We start from the raw sequence: 13,785 nt of genomic DNA, 5'->3' as shown, positions 1-13,785 counted from the left end.
ACCGGCAATCGCCGGTGACCACCGTCAGCTACACCACGCTATGGGACACGACCGTTTCGACGATGCGCCACGCGACCAGCCGCGTCAAAATCGTAGCGCCTGCACTCAGGTTGGCCGACACCACGAACTGAGTAGGTGCTTTGTACGCAAGTTCCTCGACCGCTTTCCATTCATGGAAGTCGAGCGCCTCGTGGGCCAACCAGCCTTCTTCGTCATCCATCGCGATACCCCTGCTTGCGCAAGCGTCACTCTTGGACGGCGGCGCGGTCAAGAGCACCCGCCGCCGTCCCATTGGTCGGTCAGCCGCCGTGCAATCCAGCGCGCCAGGGCTTCCGCCTCGGAAGGACTCCACAGGCAGGCAACATCCCGCCGAAGCGGCGCTTCTTCGCAGTAGATGCAAATCGCGCGTCCGCGCGCATCGGTGATGATGACCGAGCTAGGCAGGCGCCGTATGCGAAGAGGGAGAACGAGCATCGGATTATGTTCCGTTTTCGTTCTCATCAGTCAAGCCACCGCTTTCGCCTCGGGGGCCAGTCTGGCGACTTTGACTGCGCGGTGGGCGTCGTCTTTGCCTATGCCGAGTTCGCGCGCCGCAAGGTTGATGCCCTCTTGCACCCCGCGACCACCCTTTGGAACTGTCGCAACTTGCGACGGTTTTTCGGACCCATCCCTCACCTCCACCAACTCAATCCAGCGCGCCAAGTGCTCGTCACGCTCAAGGCGGGTTAGGTCGCACCGCAACGTCTGACGTCAAATATATCGCCAATATTGATTAGCAACCATCTGCCTCTAATGGCTATCAACCCATGTGATCACCTTTGACGTCAAAGATCCGCCTCCCTCCACATCAATATACCACTTGACGAATGCTAGCGAATCGCACACCGTAACCCTGCGCCGGAACAGGCCGGCTGGGGACATCATCAATGAATGTGCATTTTGCTGCGCCGATGGCGCAAACGAAGACTCGTGCCCGCGGCGCGGTGCGCAAGCGTGCCGCTCGGTTCGTTAGCGAGCGCCTTGAACTGGAGGGGCCGCTGGCCATGCTGGAACTTCGGTGGGAGGCGCTGTTGCCCACCATCGAGCGTTCTCTGGGCGGTGCCGCCGGCGCAGGCGGATCCGGCGACCACATACTAGCCGGCCGCCAGGACGCCCGCGACTATCACGTGCTCACGAAGCTGGAGGCCGACGTGCTGGAATTGCACTTGCGCGAACTCGGTGAGTTGATCGACCAGATTTCGGACATCAACCGCCGGGCCTAGCGCAGCCGGGAGGGGGCTTCCGGCCTGGCAGCATAGCGGCCCCCTCCCACTTCACCATGCCCGCTGGCGGGTTTGGCGGTACTACGACAGGTACAACATTGGCCAATAATAGGCTCGTAACGACCGGCTTATAGGCTTAGTCGGTCCAGTCCATCATCGGCGCGACGGAAAAGCGCAGCTGCTCGGGCGAAAGGGCGGTCATGGCGGCTGACTAGCCGAAAATGCGGCGCGATGCACCTATGGCGGCCGCCCGCAGGATCAGGCTGCGACCAGCCCCAGCGCCCGCTCGATCCGCGAGCAGGCGCCACGGGCCTTGGCCTTTTCGTAGCAGCGCTTCAAGCGGCCGGTCGCATAGGCGCGCAGCACGATGGCGTGGACATAGCTCTTGCGGACGACGGCCGGCGTGTTGACCAGCCGCTCCGAGATCGCCCGCATGATGTCGGCGAGCTGGCGCTTCTTGCCCGTCTCGGTCGCAACCACCTCGCCGGCCAGCAGCAGTTCGGCCGCAGCCGCATTGGCGGCGAGCATACGCAGATCCTTGGCACTCACGGGCAGGCCGCTGACGCGCTTGAGATAGGCGTTTATCTCGCTCGCCCGGACCTCGGCGATGCCGCCATCCTCGCGCCGGTACTGCAGCAGGCGCTTGCCCGGCAGGGTCATAATCCGGGTGAGCGCACGGACCAGCGCCGGATCGGAATGGGCGCAGGCGATCTGCTTGCCGCTCTTGCCCTTGAAGGAGAGTTCGACGCGGCCGCCGGCGATGGTGACGTGGCGCTTGAGCAGGGTCGAGGCGCCATGGCTGCCATTGGTCTTGGCATAGGTCTCGTTGCCGACGCGGATATGGCAGCGGTCGATGATCGCCGCCGCGCAGGCGAGCGCCTTGTCCCGCGTGAGCTGCCGGTCCTTCAGGTCGCGGGCGATGGCGGCCCGCAGCTTCGGCAGGGCGCCGAGCAGGCATTTCAGCCGCTTCAGCTTGCGGCGCTCGCGCACCTTCTCCCAGCCGGGATGATAGCGATGCTGGATCCGGCCGGCCTCGTCATGGCCGACCGCCTGGAGATGCGCGCGGGAATCGGCCGCGATCCGGACATCGACATAGGCCGGCGGGATGGCGAGCGAACGGATGCGGGCCAGCGTCGCCTGATCCGTGATGCGGTTTCCGTCAGCATCGCGATAGGCGAATCCCTTGCCGGCGCGGTGGCGGGTGATGCTGAGGTCCGTCGGCGTGGCACGCTTCAGGCGGACAGGGGCTTCTTCCTTCTCCAGCAACGCCATGGCACCGTCCCCGATCTCGACGGCTCTACAATCGGCCCAGCCGGGGAAAGTTCCGGCTGGAACCGGGAGCCTCAGGCGAGCAGGCGCTGGTCGGCGAGATGGACGAGGCGGCCGGCGGCGATCGTCGCGACGACACGGGGATGGGGGCCTTCCTCAACGAGAACGAGATCCGCGCGCTTGCCGGGCGCGATGACGCCGCGGTCGTCGAGGCCCAGTGCCTGCGCCGGGGCGCGCGAAACCAGGGCCCAGGCCTCGGCTAAGCTGGCCGCGCCGCGGCGGGCGAGCAGGAACGGCGCCAGCGCCAGCGCCGGATAGTAGTAATCCGACGCCAGAATGCTGCAGAGCCCGGCGCGCACCATTGCCTCGGCGCTGGGGCAGCCCGTATGCGAGCCGCCGCGCACGACATTGGGGGCTCCGAAGACGATCGCCTCGCCGTGATCGGCGGCTGCGCGCGCGGTCGCCTCGTCGATCGGGAATTCGGCGACGGTCACACCCAGCGACCGGTACCAGGCGCGCATGTCGGGCGTCATGTCGTCATGGGAGAACATCGTCACGCCGGCCGCGCGCGCCGCCGCTGCGAGGCGCGCGATCGAGCCCTCGACCTCGCTCTTGCGGGCATAGACCGTCTCGACGAGGTCCATGAAGGCCTCCGTCGACAGGCCTGTGCGCTCGACCATCTTGCCGATCTTGTCGGGGCGGTGGCGCGTCTTCAGCGTCCCTTCGGTGTGGTCGTTGAAGGCGAGCACACCGACGCGCCCCTCCGCCAGCCAGGCGAGGATCTGCGGCTCGGCATCGAGGTTGAAGGTCTCGTGGCGCAGGTGGAAGCGCGTGTCGGCGCCCAGCTCCGGCTGCAGCCGCGCGATCGCCTCGGCCAGGGCGCGGGCATTCTCCGCCCCGCGCAGGCCCGGCTCCCAAGACCAGGTGACGCCGTGAAAGGCGGTGGTGATACCGCTCGCCAGCAGCGCCCGGTCGGCGTCCTTCAAGGCGAGGTCGATGTCGAAGGCAACGCGCGGCCGCGGCATGATGTGGCGCTCGAAGGCGTCGCCATGGCAGTCGACGAGGCCCGGCAGCACCAGAAGCCCGGTCGCGTCGAGCGTCAGCCGGGCGCCGCCGGCCCGGGCGAAACCGGCGATGAGCCCGTCCTCGAGCATGAGGTCGTGTCGCTCGAGCCCTTCGACCAGAACGGTCCCCCCCGTGATCGCGATCGACACATCCGTCTCCTTGCCATGCACCCGCCCTGCGGCGTTGCGCCTTCGCGCCCGGGCATGACGACAGCATGACACCGGCCGTCACCGAACCGTCAGGCAGCCGTCACCGGGCCGTCGCATGCCGGCCCTAGCGGCAGGGCTCCAGGGAACGGGAGAACGCCCCATGCTGAAGCCCATCGCCGTCGCGCTGCTCGCCGCAGCCGCCGCCTTCGCCGCGCCGGCCGCCCAGGCGCAGGATTCGATCCGCTTCGCCGTCACCGACATCGACGGCGCGGAATCGCTCCAGCGCGAGTTCGGCCCGTTCAAAGCCGCGTTCGAGAAGGTTGCCGACGTCAAGGTGCAGTTCTTCGCGGTGTCCGGCCGCACCGCCGCGGTCGAGGCGATGGCCGCCGGCCAGGTCGATTTCGTGCTGACGGGGCCGGCCGAGTACGTCGTGTTCAAGGCCCGGACCAATGCGGTGCCGGTCGTCGGCTGGCAGCGCCCCGACTATTTCAGCCAGGTCGCCGTGCTCGCGAGCGGGCCGATCAAGAGCGTCGCCGATCTCAAGGGCAAGACGATCTCCTTCGGCGAGATCGGCTCGACCTCGCAGCATCTCGGCCCGGCGCAGGCGCTCGCCGATTTCGGCCTGAAGTACAACGTCGACTACAAGCCGATCTTCGTGAAGCGCAACGTCGCGGTCGAGGCGATGAAGCGCGGCGACATCGCCGCCATCGGCCTCAACCTCACCCATCTCCAGCGCATCCGCGAGAGCGACACCAAGACCGGCTTCACCGTCGTGGCGCGCGGTCGCGACCTGCCGAACGACGTGATGATCGCCAGCCCCAAGGTGAAGCCGGAGATCGTCGCCAAGGTGCGCAAGGCCTTCCTCGACCACGGCACGGAGCTGATGAAGGCGGTCACCACCGGCACGGACGACAACCGCAAATTCGCCGGGGGCGTCTTCCTGCCCGAGGTCAAGGACAGCGACTACGACTATGTCCGCTCGATCTACGCCACGATCGGCATCACCGAATTCAACAAGTTCATCGAGTGACGACGCCCTCGCCCGCCCTCGGGCCGATGGTGACGGGGGCTGGCGTCCCCGTCATCGCCATCGACGGCCTGCGCAAGAGCTTCGGGCCGCGCACCATCATCGAGCGGCTCGACCTCTCCGTCCCCGCCGGCGAGTCGCTGGCGCTCATCGGAGCCAATGGCACCGGCAAATCGACGCTGCTGCGCATGATCGTGCGGCTGGCGGAAGCCGACCAGGGCCGGTTGAGCGTGCTCGGCGAGACGGTCGGCGATCTGCGCGGCTCGGCGCTGAAGCGCTTCCGGGCGCGAGTCGGCGTGGTCTTCCAGAAGCATAATCTCGTCGCGCGGCTCAGCGCGCTCTCCAATGTCGTGCATGGCGTCCAGGCGCGGCGCTCCGGCCCGCGCTCATGGGCGCAGTCGCTCGCGCCGGCTGCGGTGCGCGACGAGGCGATGGCCTGTCTGGAGGCCGTCGGGCTGGCCGACAAGGCGCTGCAGCGGGCCGATTCCCTCTCGGGCGGGCAGTCCCAGCGCGTCGCCATCGCGCGGATGCTGATGCAGCGGCCGGAGCTGGTGCTGGCCGACGAGCCGGATGCCAGCCTCGACCCGCGCGCCGGCCGCGAGATCATGGAGCTGCTGTTCCGGCTGACGCGCGACAAGGGCCTCACGCTGGTCTTCGTCTCGCATCATATGGCGCATGCGCTGCGCTTTTCCGACCGCATCGTCGGGCTGGGCGGCGGGACGATCGCCCTTGACCGCCGGGCCGGTCATTGCACCGAGGCCGAACTCGCCGCCTTCTTCGAAGAGCCGGGCGGCGATACAGCGCCCCAAGAGGAGCCGGTGCGCGCGCCGGCGCCGGTGTTCGCATGAGCCTGTCTCAGACTGCCCGGCCCCCCTTCGCCGTCGATCGCTTCGAGCGGCCGAGCGCCGTCGCCTTCATGGGCGGCTTCCTCGCATTGGCGCTGGTGATCTGGTCGTTCAGCGGCTCGGAACTCTCGGCCGAGAAGCTGATCCGCGGCATCCCCTATATGGGCAACATCCTGACGCGGATGTTCCCGCCCGATCTCAGCCGCCTCGAGCAGATCCTCTGGTCGCTGGCGACGACCTTCCAGATGGCGGTCTCGGGCTGCGTGCTCGGCCTGATCCTGAGCTTTCCGCTGGCGATCCTCGCCGCCGACGGGCTGTCGCCGCATCCGATCGTGCGGGTTCTGGCGCGCGGGCTGATCGCCTTCTTCCGGACAGTGCCGGATCTGATCTGGGCGCTGTTCTTCGTCATCGCCGTCGGGCTCGGCCCCGCGGCCGGCGTGCTGGCGCTGATGATCGACACGATCGGCTATGCCGGGCGCTTCTTCGCCGAGGCGATGGAGGAGACCGACAAGGGCCCGCGCGAGGCGCTGTCGACCATCGGGGCGAGCAAGACCGGGCTGATCTTCTCGGCGGTCGTGCCCAACGCGATGCCGTCCTTCATCGCGACCTCGCTGTTCTGCGTGGAGAAGGCGACACGGGCCTCGGTCGTACTGGGGCTGGTCGGCGCCGGCGGCATCGGCGTCGAGCTCAAGGTGGCGTTCGACCTGTTCGACTACGACACCGCGCTGACGATCATCCTGGCCGTCTTCGCGCTGGTGGTCGCGGTCGAGCAGATCGGCGGCTGGCTGCGGCGCCGCATCATCTGACGCCGCAGGCCGGCTTTCGCCTGATCCTGCCGTCCCGCAGGGGCGGCAGGATGCTCAGACGGCTAGCTCGCGAGAATGGCGACGCCGGCGAGAGCCAGTCCGCCGCCGGCGACACGGGCGAGCAGCGGCGCCCGCGCCGCGAGCAGTCCGGCCAGCCCAAGTCCGGCACCGTGCAGGGCGGCCGTCGCCAGTACGAAGCCGAGCGCATAGCCGAGCCCGCTCGCTCCTTGCGGCAACTCGGCGCCATGGGCATGGCCGTGGAAGACCGCGAAGATCGCGCACGCGGCTGCGCCCGCAGCCAGCGGCGGCGTCGCCCGCAGCGCGATGGCGAGGCCGAGCACGACGACGGAGACGGCGATGCCGATCTCGACACCCGGCAGGGACGAACCGGACATGCCCCAGAGGCCGGCGAGGACCATCATGCCGACAAAGGCGAGCGGATAGGCAAAGCGGGCTCGCCCGCCGGTGAGCCCGGCCCAGAGACCGACCGCGACCATGGCAAGGACATGGTCGACGCCGAAGAGCGGATGCAGCAGGCCGGCCCCGAAGCCATGCACGGCGCCGGCTCCGGTATGGGCGAGAGCAGGCCCGGCCAGCGCCGTCGCGATCACCACCAGCCCCGCCCGTTCTGCCGTTCCGCGCATCGCCGTCTCCCCTGCATGTCCGTCACGCGGCCGGAGCGGCCCGCAGGCCACCCGCCGTCTCGATGAAGTCGATCACGGCATCGACGCCCTCGCCCGCCTTGGTGTTGGTGAAGGCGTAAGGTCGCTTGCCGCGCATCGTCTTCGTGTCGCGTTCCATGACTGCAAGATCCGCGCCGACATGGGGGGCGAGATCGGTTTTGTTGATGACGAGCAAATCAGAGCGGGTGATGCCGGGGCCGCCCTTGCGCGGGATCTTCTCGCCGGCTGCGACGTCGATGACGTAGATCGTCAGATCCGCCAGCTCGGGCGAGAAGGTGGCGGCGAGATTGTCGCCGCCGGATTCGATCAGGATCATGTCGAGGTCGGGGAACTTGCCGCGCATCTCCTCGACCGCGGCGAGGTTGATCGAACAGTCCTCGCGGATCGCGGTGTGCGGGCAGCCGCCGGTCTCGACGCCCATGATGCGCTGCTGCGGCAGCGCGCCGGCCACCGTCAGCAGCCGCGCATCCTCCTTGGTGTAGATGTCGTTGGTGATGGCGCAGAGGTCGTAGCGGTCGCGCATGCGCTTGCAGAGCACCTCCATCAAAGCCGTCTTGCCGGAGCCGACGGGGCCGCCGATGCCGACGCGGAGGGGGCCATGGGGAGAACGCGACATCTGTGAAGTTCCTTGAGCGATCAGGCGGTGCGGCGGGCCGGTGCGGCCCGGAGCGTGGATGAAGAGGGTTGCAATTCGCGCGCCGCGCTCACGAGCGGAACAGCCGCGAATACTGCGTCTCGTGGCGCAGCGAGGCGAGATCGGAGCGGAAGGCGCAGCCGCCGAGGTCGTCCAGCGTCGCGGGCACGGCCTCCGCCGCAGCGGCCTGCACGGCCGGCATCAGGGCCGCGGTGAGCCGCTGTCCGTCGGTCTGGCCGACGATGCCCAACCGCACCGAGGCCGAGACCAGATTGGCGACGAAGGCGAGACCGTAGGCCTCCAGCGAGGCCGCAAGCGGCAAGCCATGCCCCGCGCTGGCCGCCGCGACGGCCAGCGGATAGGCGATGTCGTCGGGGGCGACGCGCTTGAGCCGTTCGATCGCCTCGCAGGGCCAGGCGGCCCGCAGCGCCGTCACGAAGGCATTGCCCTGCGTGACCGTCTCCAACCGGCGCTCGGCGGAATTGGCCAGCGCCAGGGCGAGTTCGGCGATCTCGGCCAGAGCTGCGTCGTCACCGGCCTCGGTGGCGCGGGCGGTGCAGGCGAAGAGGATCAGGTCGTTGCGCAACGAGCCATGGGCGACCAGCGCCTCGAGCCAGTCCCGCAACGTCTCGGCGTCATGCAGATCGCTGCATTCGAAGGCCCATTCGAGGCCGTGAGAATAGGCGAAGGCGCCGACCGGGAAGGACGGCGACAGCCAGACCATCAGGGGCAGATGGGCCGCCATGGCGCTCAGTGATCGTGGCTGCGGCCCTTGTGGCCATGTTCGGCGCCATGCTTGTGGCCATGATCGTGATGGGCGTGATCGCGGTGGGCGTGATCATGCCCGCAGCCGCAGGCGTCGCCATGGTCGTGCGAATGCGCGTGGGCGTGGGAATGAGCGTGCGCCTCGGCCTTGTGACCATGATCATGCGAGCCATGGTCATGGTGATCATGGTCGTGGGCGTGATGGTCATGGTCGTGGTGATGATGCCCGTGATGGCCGTGGGCGTGGCTGGGGTGGTCGCAATTGGCGTGGTCGTGGTCGTAGGCGCCGCGCTCCGGCTGGAAGGGGCGCATCACCGAACTCATCGCACAGCCCTGGCCGCGCACCATCTCGGCCAGGACATGGTCGTTCTCGATATAGATCGCGTCGGCGGTGATCTCGGCCGGCGTGTGCCGGTTGCCGATATGCCAGGCGACGCGCATCAGCCGCAGCGGGTTCTCGGCCTTGATCTCCAGCAGGCTCTGCGGCGCAGCCTTGACCAGGACGAGCCGGCCATCCTCGAGCTTGACCGCATCGCCGTCCCCGAGGGCGGTGGCCTTGTCGAGATCGAGCAGCACGTCCAGCCCACCATCGGCCTTGAGCGCGAGGCGGCGGCGGTTGCGGTCGTCATGGTCGAGCGTCAGCGTATCGACGACGCGGTCTTGCCTGACGGCGGCCTTGCGAACGACGGAGGTGGCGCGAAGCATGATGATGGTCCGTGACTTAAAGCGAGATCAGAGGCGGTCGATCGACCGCGGCTCGATCACTTCGATCACCGGAGGCGCCATGACGCAAGCCCTCGTCGCCCGGAGGAACGCAGCCATGTGCTCAGAGCGCATGTGGCGATCGATATCGGCGCGTGTCTCCCAGCTCTCGAAGGAGACGAACCGACAGGGTTCCGTCAGGCTCTCATGAAACTCGTAGCCGAGGCAGCCGGGCTCGCGGCGGGTGGAGTCGATGCAGGCTGTGGCGGCCTCGACGAAGGTTTCCCAGGCATCGGGGCGAACCTCGATGCGGGCGATGACGAGAAAGGGATCGGACAAGAGGCCAGGCTCCGAAACGCAACGGACGAGTCCGGCTACGCGGCGGAATCGAGAGCAGATGCAGATCCCGACCAGATCGGCGGTCAGCGCGGCTGGGACTTCACCTCGGCGTCGAATTTCTTGAGCAGACGCGAGCGCTCGGCGGGCGAGCCCCAGCGCGGGGTGTCATAGTCGATCAGCTTCATCTCCGAGAAATTCGGCGCGTCGGGGGACAGCGTCGTATTCCGGTTCGAGGGAATCGAGTTGATCTTGAGCTTCGCGTTGATGTTCTGTGCCTCAGGCGAGAGCGTGAAATCGACGAAGCGGCGCGCGGCCTCGGGATTGCGGCCACCCTTGATGATGGAGACCGAGCCGGTCTCGTAGCCCGTGCCCTCGCAGGGAGCGACGGTTTCGATCGGCGCGCCCTGCAGCTTCTGGGTCAGCATGTCGTGGATGAAGGCGATCCCCACCGTCGTCTCGCCGAGCGCGGTCGCCTTCACCGGGGCGATACCGGATTTGGTGTACTGGTTGATGTTCTTGTGCAGGGCCTTGAGATACTCGAAGCCCTTCTCCTCGCCCAGGCGCTGAACCGTCGTGGCGAGGAAGACATAAGCCGTGCCCGACGAGTTCGGGTCCGCGATCTGGACCTCGTCACGAAGCTTGGGATCCAGCAGGTCCGCCCAGCATTTGGGAGCGGGGATGCCGCGCTTCTTCAGCAATTCGGTGTTGTAGCCGATCCCGAGCGCCCCGAGATAGATTCCACTGGTGCGGAACTTCGCCTGCTCAGCATGGCGCTGCGCCCAGTCGAGCAGCTCCGGCAGCTTCGGCGACTTGTATTCGTCGAGAAGCCCCTCTTCCGCCGCCTGGAGATGCGGCTCTCCGGGACCGCCCCACCAGACATCGCCGCGCGGATTGCCGGCCTCGGCCTTCACCTGCGCATAGACCTCGCCCGTGCTCTTGCGAACCATCGCGACCTTGATGCCGGTCGATTTCTCGAAGAGCGTCGCACCTTCGCGGCACTGTTCTTCGAGGATCGAGCAGTAGACCGTGACCTCCTGCGCCGCAGCGGGAGCTGGAGCGGCCGCGCCAAAGCTTGCGGCCACGAGCGAAAAAGCCGCGGCTATGCGGGCCGTGTTGCAGCGATCCATGGCGTCCATCCCAGTCGACGATTGTTTTGCTGACTAGAGAACGGACGCGGCGTGGCTGTCAATCACGGCGGTCAGCTGTCGCGCGTGCGGTCCGGGAGGGCGTCGACCGCCTCGTCTGCCCCCTGATCCCGGTCGAGAACGCCTTCGCGCAGCACCTTCGTCGCGGCATCGGCCTTCGCCTCCGGCGCGATGGCGAGCGGTTCGGTTTCCGGCGTCGCGGTCAATCCGATCGCCGGGGGCTTGCTAGCGTCGTTGCGCGCGCTCGCAGCGAAGGTGGCGAGTGCTTCAGGCTGCTGTCCCTCGGGACCCGTGTCTGTGGCCATGGCGAACCTCCCTGTCCTGATGGGAGACAAACGCCAAGGCTGCGTGGGCTGTTCCGCGCCGCGATCCGGCGCGTCAGAACAGGAAATAGCGCTGCGCCAGCGGCAGTTCCTTAGCGGGTTCGCAGACGAGCAGTTCGCCGTCGGCGACGACCGCGTAGGTCTCCGGATCGATCCGGATGTCGGGCGTGGCGTCGTTGTGGATCATGCTCTTCTTGGAAATGCCGCCGCGCACGTTCTCGACCGCGACCATCTCCTTCTCGGTGCCAAGCCGGTTGCGCAGGCCGTTGGCCATCGCGGCCTGCGAGACGAAGACCAGCGAGGTCGAGGTCACCGCCTTGCCGAAGGCGCCGAACATCGGGCGGTAATGCACCGGCTGCGGCGTCGGGATCGAGGCGTTGGGGTCGCCCATCGGGGCGGCTGCGATCATCCCGCCCTTGAGGATCAGATCCGGCTTGGCGCCGAAGAAGGCCGGCGACCAGACGACGATGTCGGCGAGCTTGCCGATCTCGATCGAGCCGATATGGCGCGAGATGCCATGGGCAATGGCCGGGTTGATCGTGTATTTCGCGACATAGCGCTTGGCGCGGAAATTGTCGGCGCCGGTGCCGACATCCTGCGCCAGCGTGCCGCGCTGGAGCTTCATCTTGTGGGCGGTCTGCCAGGTGCGGGTGATGACCTCGCCGACGCGGCCCATGGCCTGGCTGTCCGACGACATCATCGAGAGCGCGCCGAGATCGTGCAGGATGTCCTCGGCAGCGATCGTCTCCTTGCGGATGCGGCTCTCGGCGAAGGCGAGATCCTCCGGGATCGACGGCGACAGGTGATGGCAGACCATCAGCATGTCGAGATGCTCGTCGAGCGTGTTGACGGTGAAGGGCCGCGTCGGATTGGTCGATGACGGCAGGACGTTGGGCAGGCCTGCGACCTTCATGATGTCGGGTGCGTGGCCGCCACCCGCCCCTTCCGTGTGGAAGGCGTGGATGGTGCGGCCCTTGAAGGCGGCGATCGTGTCCTCGACGAAGCCGCTCTCGTTCAGCGTGTCGGTGTGGATCATCACCTGCACGTCGTAGTCGTCGGCGACGGAGAGGCAGTTGTCGATCGCGGCGGGCGTCGTGCCCCAGTCCTCGTGCAGCTTCATCGCGCAGGCGCCGGCCTCGACCATCTCGATCAAGGCGCCGGGCAGCGCGGCATTGCCCTTGCCGGCGAAGGCGAGGTTCATCGGGAAGGCGTCGGCGGCCTTGATCATCTGGCCGAGATGCCAGGGGCCGGGCGTGCAGGTCGTCGCCAGCGTGCCATGGGCCGGGCCGGTGCCGCCGCCGAGCATGGTGGTGAGCCCGCTCATCAGCGCATCCTCGATCTGCTGCGGGCAGATGTAGTGGATATGGCTGTCGAAGCCGCCGGCCGTGACGATCTTGCCCTCGCCCGCGATGACCTCGGTGCCGGGGCCGACGATGATCGTCTCTTCGGGATCGAAATTGCCGAAGCCGCTCTGGATGTCGGGGTTGCCGGCCTTGCCGATGGCGCAGATCCGCCCGGCGCGGATGCCGATGTCAGCCTTCACGATGCCCCAGTGGTCGAGGATCAGCGCGTTGGTGATGACGGTGTCGACGGCGCCGTCGGCATTGCGGACCTGGCTCTGGCCCATGCCGTCGCGGATGACCTTGCCGCCGCCGAACTTCACCTCCTCGCCATAGGTGGTGAAGTCCTTCTCGACCTTGATGACGAGATCGGTGTCGCCGAGGCGCACCGTGTCGCCGGTGGTGGGGCCGAACATCGCGGCATAGGCGTTGCGGGGGAAGTTGAAGGGCATGAACGCGTCTCCTCGAAGCGGATCGGGGCCGGAGGCAGCTCAGAGCTTGCCCATCACGTCCTGACGGAAGCCATAGACCTCGCGCTTGCCGGCGAGCGCCACGAGCCGGACCTCGCGGGTCTGGCCCGGCTCGAAGCGCACGGCGGTGCCGGCCGGGATGTCGAGCCGGAAGCCCCTCGCCTTGTCGCGCTCGAAGGACAGCGCCGGATTGGCCTCGAAGAAATGATAATGCGAGCCGATCTGGATCGGCCGGTCGCCGGTGTTGGAGACGGTGAGGATCAGGCTCTCGCGGCCCTCGTTCATGACGAGGTCGCCCGGCAGCGTCGTCACCTCGCCGGGCCTGAGGCGCCCGGCGGAGCCGCGGATCGGCTCATGCACGGTGACGAGCTTGGTGCCGTCCGGGAAGGTCGCCTCGATCTGCACGTCGTGGATGAGTTCGGCCACGCCGTCCATCACCTGATCGGCCGACAGCACCTGCGCTCCCGCCTGCATCAGATCGGCGACGGAACGGCCGTCGCGCGCGCCCTCGACCACGAAGTCGGTGATCAGCGCGACGGCCTCGGGATAGTTCAGCTTGACGCCGCGCTCGAGCCTGCGTCGCGCGACCATGGCGGCCATGGCGACGAGCAACTTGTCCTTTTCGCGCGGCGTCAGATTCATGACTTGCCCTTCTCTTCGTCCTCGTCGGCGGCGTCCGGACCCTCGTCCTCGCCGTCCTCGTCGTCCGATTCCTCTTCGTCTTCGTCCTCGACGCCGAAATCGGCATATTCGTAGGCGAAGACGATCTCGCCCGTCGCCGGATCGAACGCGCTCGCGGTCGATTCCTCGAAGGCCTCGATCAGCATCTCGGCGTCATCGGGCCCGTCGACGTCGAAGCGGCGCACAGCCTCCTCGCCCTCGCCGCTCAGCGCCAGTTCGATCGCCCAGCCCCGCGCTCCGGTGTCGTAAATGCATTTCAGACCCTGGATCGCCAGCATGA

At 67.6% G+C, this 13,785-nt stretch carries 17 protein-coding genes; 4 read left to right on the top strand and 13 right to left on the bottom strand.

What is annotated here, in order from left to right; all coding sequences use genetic code 11:
- Positions 1-28 precede the first annotated feature (28 nt).
- On the bottom strand, positions 29-220 hold the full coding sequence (locus AX750_RS02245; protein ID WP_066726017.1) for a hypothetical protein: 192 nt from the start codon (positions 218-220) through the stop codon (positions 29-31).
- A gap of 706 nt (positions 221-926) precedes the next feature.
- Between AX750_RS02245 and AX750_RS02235 the strand changes: the two genes are divergently transcribed.
- Complete coding sequence (locus AX750_RS02235; RefSeq protein ID WP_066726014.1) at positions 927-1,262, top strand: hypothetical protein; 336 nt, start codon at positions 927-929, stop codon at positions 1,260-1,262.
- Positions 1,263-1,520: 258 nt separating this feature from the next.
- Here AX750_RS02235 and AX750_RS02230 read toward each other — a convergent pair whose 3' ends face one another.
- The gene (locus AX750_RS02230) at positions 1,521-2,534 is read right to left on the bottom strand and encodes a DNA topoisomerase IB (protein WP_066726011.1); all 1,014 of its coding nucleotides are present in this window, start codon (positions 2,532-2,534) and stop codon (positions 1,521-1,523) included.
- Positions 2,535-2,605: 71 nt separating this feature from the next.
- Positions 2,606-3,745, bottom strand: coding sequence for an alpha-D-ribose 1-methylphosphonate 5-triphosphate diphosphatase (locus AX750_RS02225; RefSeq protein ID WP_066726038.1), 1,140 nt, complete (start codon positions 3,743-3,745; stop codon positions 2,606-2,608).
- Between the two features lie 160 nt (positions 3,746-3,905).
- On the opposite strand from AX750_RS02225, the gene AX750_RS02220 reads away from it, so the two are divergent.
- The 3 genes from AX750_RS02220 to phnE are packed head-to-tail and all read left to right on the top strand — an operon-like array spanning position 3,906 to position 6,423.
- Positions 3,906-4,775 (top strand): PhnD/SsuA/transferrin family substrate-binding protein, encoded by an 870-nt coding sequence (locus AX750_RS02220; RefSeq protein ID WP_066726007.1) that lies wholly within the window; start codon positions 3,906-3,908, stop codon positions 4,773-4,775.
- Entirely contained in the window at positions 4,772-5,620 is an 849-nt protein-coding gene (locus AX750_RS02215) for an ATP-binding cassette domain-containing protein (protein WP_197426723.1), read from the top strand. Before AX750_RS02220 ends, AX750_RS02215 begins: the two co-directional genes overlap by 4 nt.
- Positions 5,617-6,423: a phosphonate ABC transporter, permease protein PhnE gene (phnE, locus tag AX750_RS02210; protein ID WP_066726004.1), complete on the top strand. Its 807-nt coding sequence runs from the start codon at positions 5,617-5,619 to the stop codon at positions 6,421-6,423. Before AX750_RS02215 ends, phnE begins: the two co-directional genes overlap by 4 nt.
- 62 nt (positions 6,424-6,485) lie before the next feature.
- Here the strand turns inward: phnE and AX750_RS02205 are convergent, their stop codons facing one another.
- The 10 genes from AX750_RS02205 to AX750_RS02160 form a co-directional block, all read right to left on the bottom strand.
- Positions 6,486-7,067, bottom strand: a complete 582-nt coding sequence (locus AX750_RS02205) for a HupE/UreJ family protein (RefSeq protein WP_066726037.1) — start codon at positions 7,065-7,067, stop codon at positions 6,486-6,488.
- 22 nt (positions 7,068-7,089) lie between these two features.
- On the bottom strand, positions 7,090-7,722 hold the full coding sequence (gene ureG, locus AX750_RS02200; protein WP_066726001.1) for an urease accessory protein UreG: 633 nt from the start codon (positions 7,720-7,722) through the stop codon (positions 7,090-7,092).
- Positions 7,723-7,810: 88 nt separating this feature from the next.
- On the bottom strand, positions 7,811-8,485 hold the full coding sequence (locus AX750_RS02195; protein ID WP_066725998.1) for an urease accessory UreF family protein: 675 nt from the start codon (positions 8,483-8,485) through the stop codon (positions 7,811-7,813).
- A 5-nt stretch (positions 8,486-8,490) separates the two neighbouring features.
- Positions 8,491-9,210 carry an urease accessory protein UreE gene (locus tag AX750_RS02190; protein WP_066725994.1) on the bottom strand — a complete coding sequence of 240 codons (720 nt, stop codon included), beginning with the start codon at positions 9,208-9,210 and terminating at the stop codon, positions 8,491-8,493.
- Between the two features lie 27 nt (positions 9,211-9,237).
- Positions 9,238-9,546: a putative quinol monooxygenase gene (locus tag AX750_RS02185; RefSeq protein WP_066725991.1), complete on the bottom strand. Its 309-nt coding sequence runs from the start codon at positions 9,544-9,546 to the stop codon at positions 9,238-9,240.
- Between the two features lie 83 nt (positions 9,547-9,629).
- Positions 9,630-10,673, bottom strand: coding sequence for an ABC transporter substrate-binding protein (locus AX750_RS02180; protein WP_066726036.1), 1,044 nt, complete (start codon positions 10,671-10,673; stop codon positions 9,630-9,632).
- A 71-nt stretch (positions 10,674-10,744) separates the two neighbouring features.
- A complete protein-coding gene (locus tag AX750_RS02175) occupies positions 10,745-10,996 on the bottom strand; it encodes a hypothetical protein (protein WP_066725988.1) in 252 nt (83 codons plus the stop codon).
- Between the two features lie 73 nt (positions 10,997-11,069).
- The gene (gene ureC / locus AX750_RS02170) at positions 11,070-12,806 is read right to left on the bottom strand and encodes an urease subunit alpha (protein ID WP_066725985.1); all 1,737 of its coding nucleotides are present in this window, start codon (positions 12,804-12,806) and stop codon (positions 11,070-11,072) included.
- 39 nt (positions 12,807-12,845) lie between these two features.
- Positions 12,846-13,466: an urease subunit gamma gene (locus AX750_RS02165; RefSeq protein WP_066725983.1), complete on the bottom strand. Its 621-nt coding sequence runs from the start codon at positions 13,464-13,466 to the stop codon at positions 12,846-12,848.
- Positions 13,463-13,783, bottom strand: a complete 321-nt coding sequence (locus AX750_RS02160) for a hypothetical protein (RefSeq protein WP_066725980.1) — start codon at positions 13,781-13,783, stop codon at positions 13,463-13,465. Before AX750_RS02160 ends, AX750_RS02165 begins: the two co-directional genes overlap by 4 nt.
- Positions 13,784-13,785: the final 2 nt, after the last annotated feature.

Source organism: Methylobacterium sp. CCH7-A2, assembly GCF_001557075.1.
Taxonomy (GTDB): Bacteria; Pseudomonadota; Alphaproteobacteria; order Rhizobiales; family Beijerinckiaceae; genus Allobosea; species Allobosea massiliensis.
The sequence above is the reverse complement of the archived record's forward strand: the minus strand, read 5'-3'. Positions and strand labels throughout refer to the sequence as shown.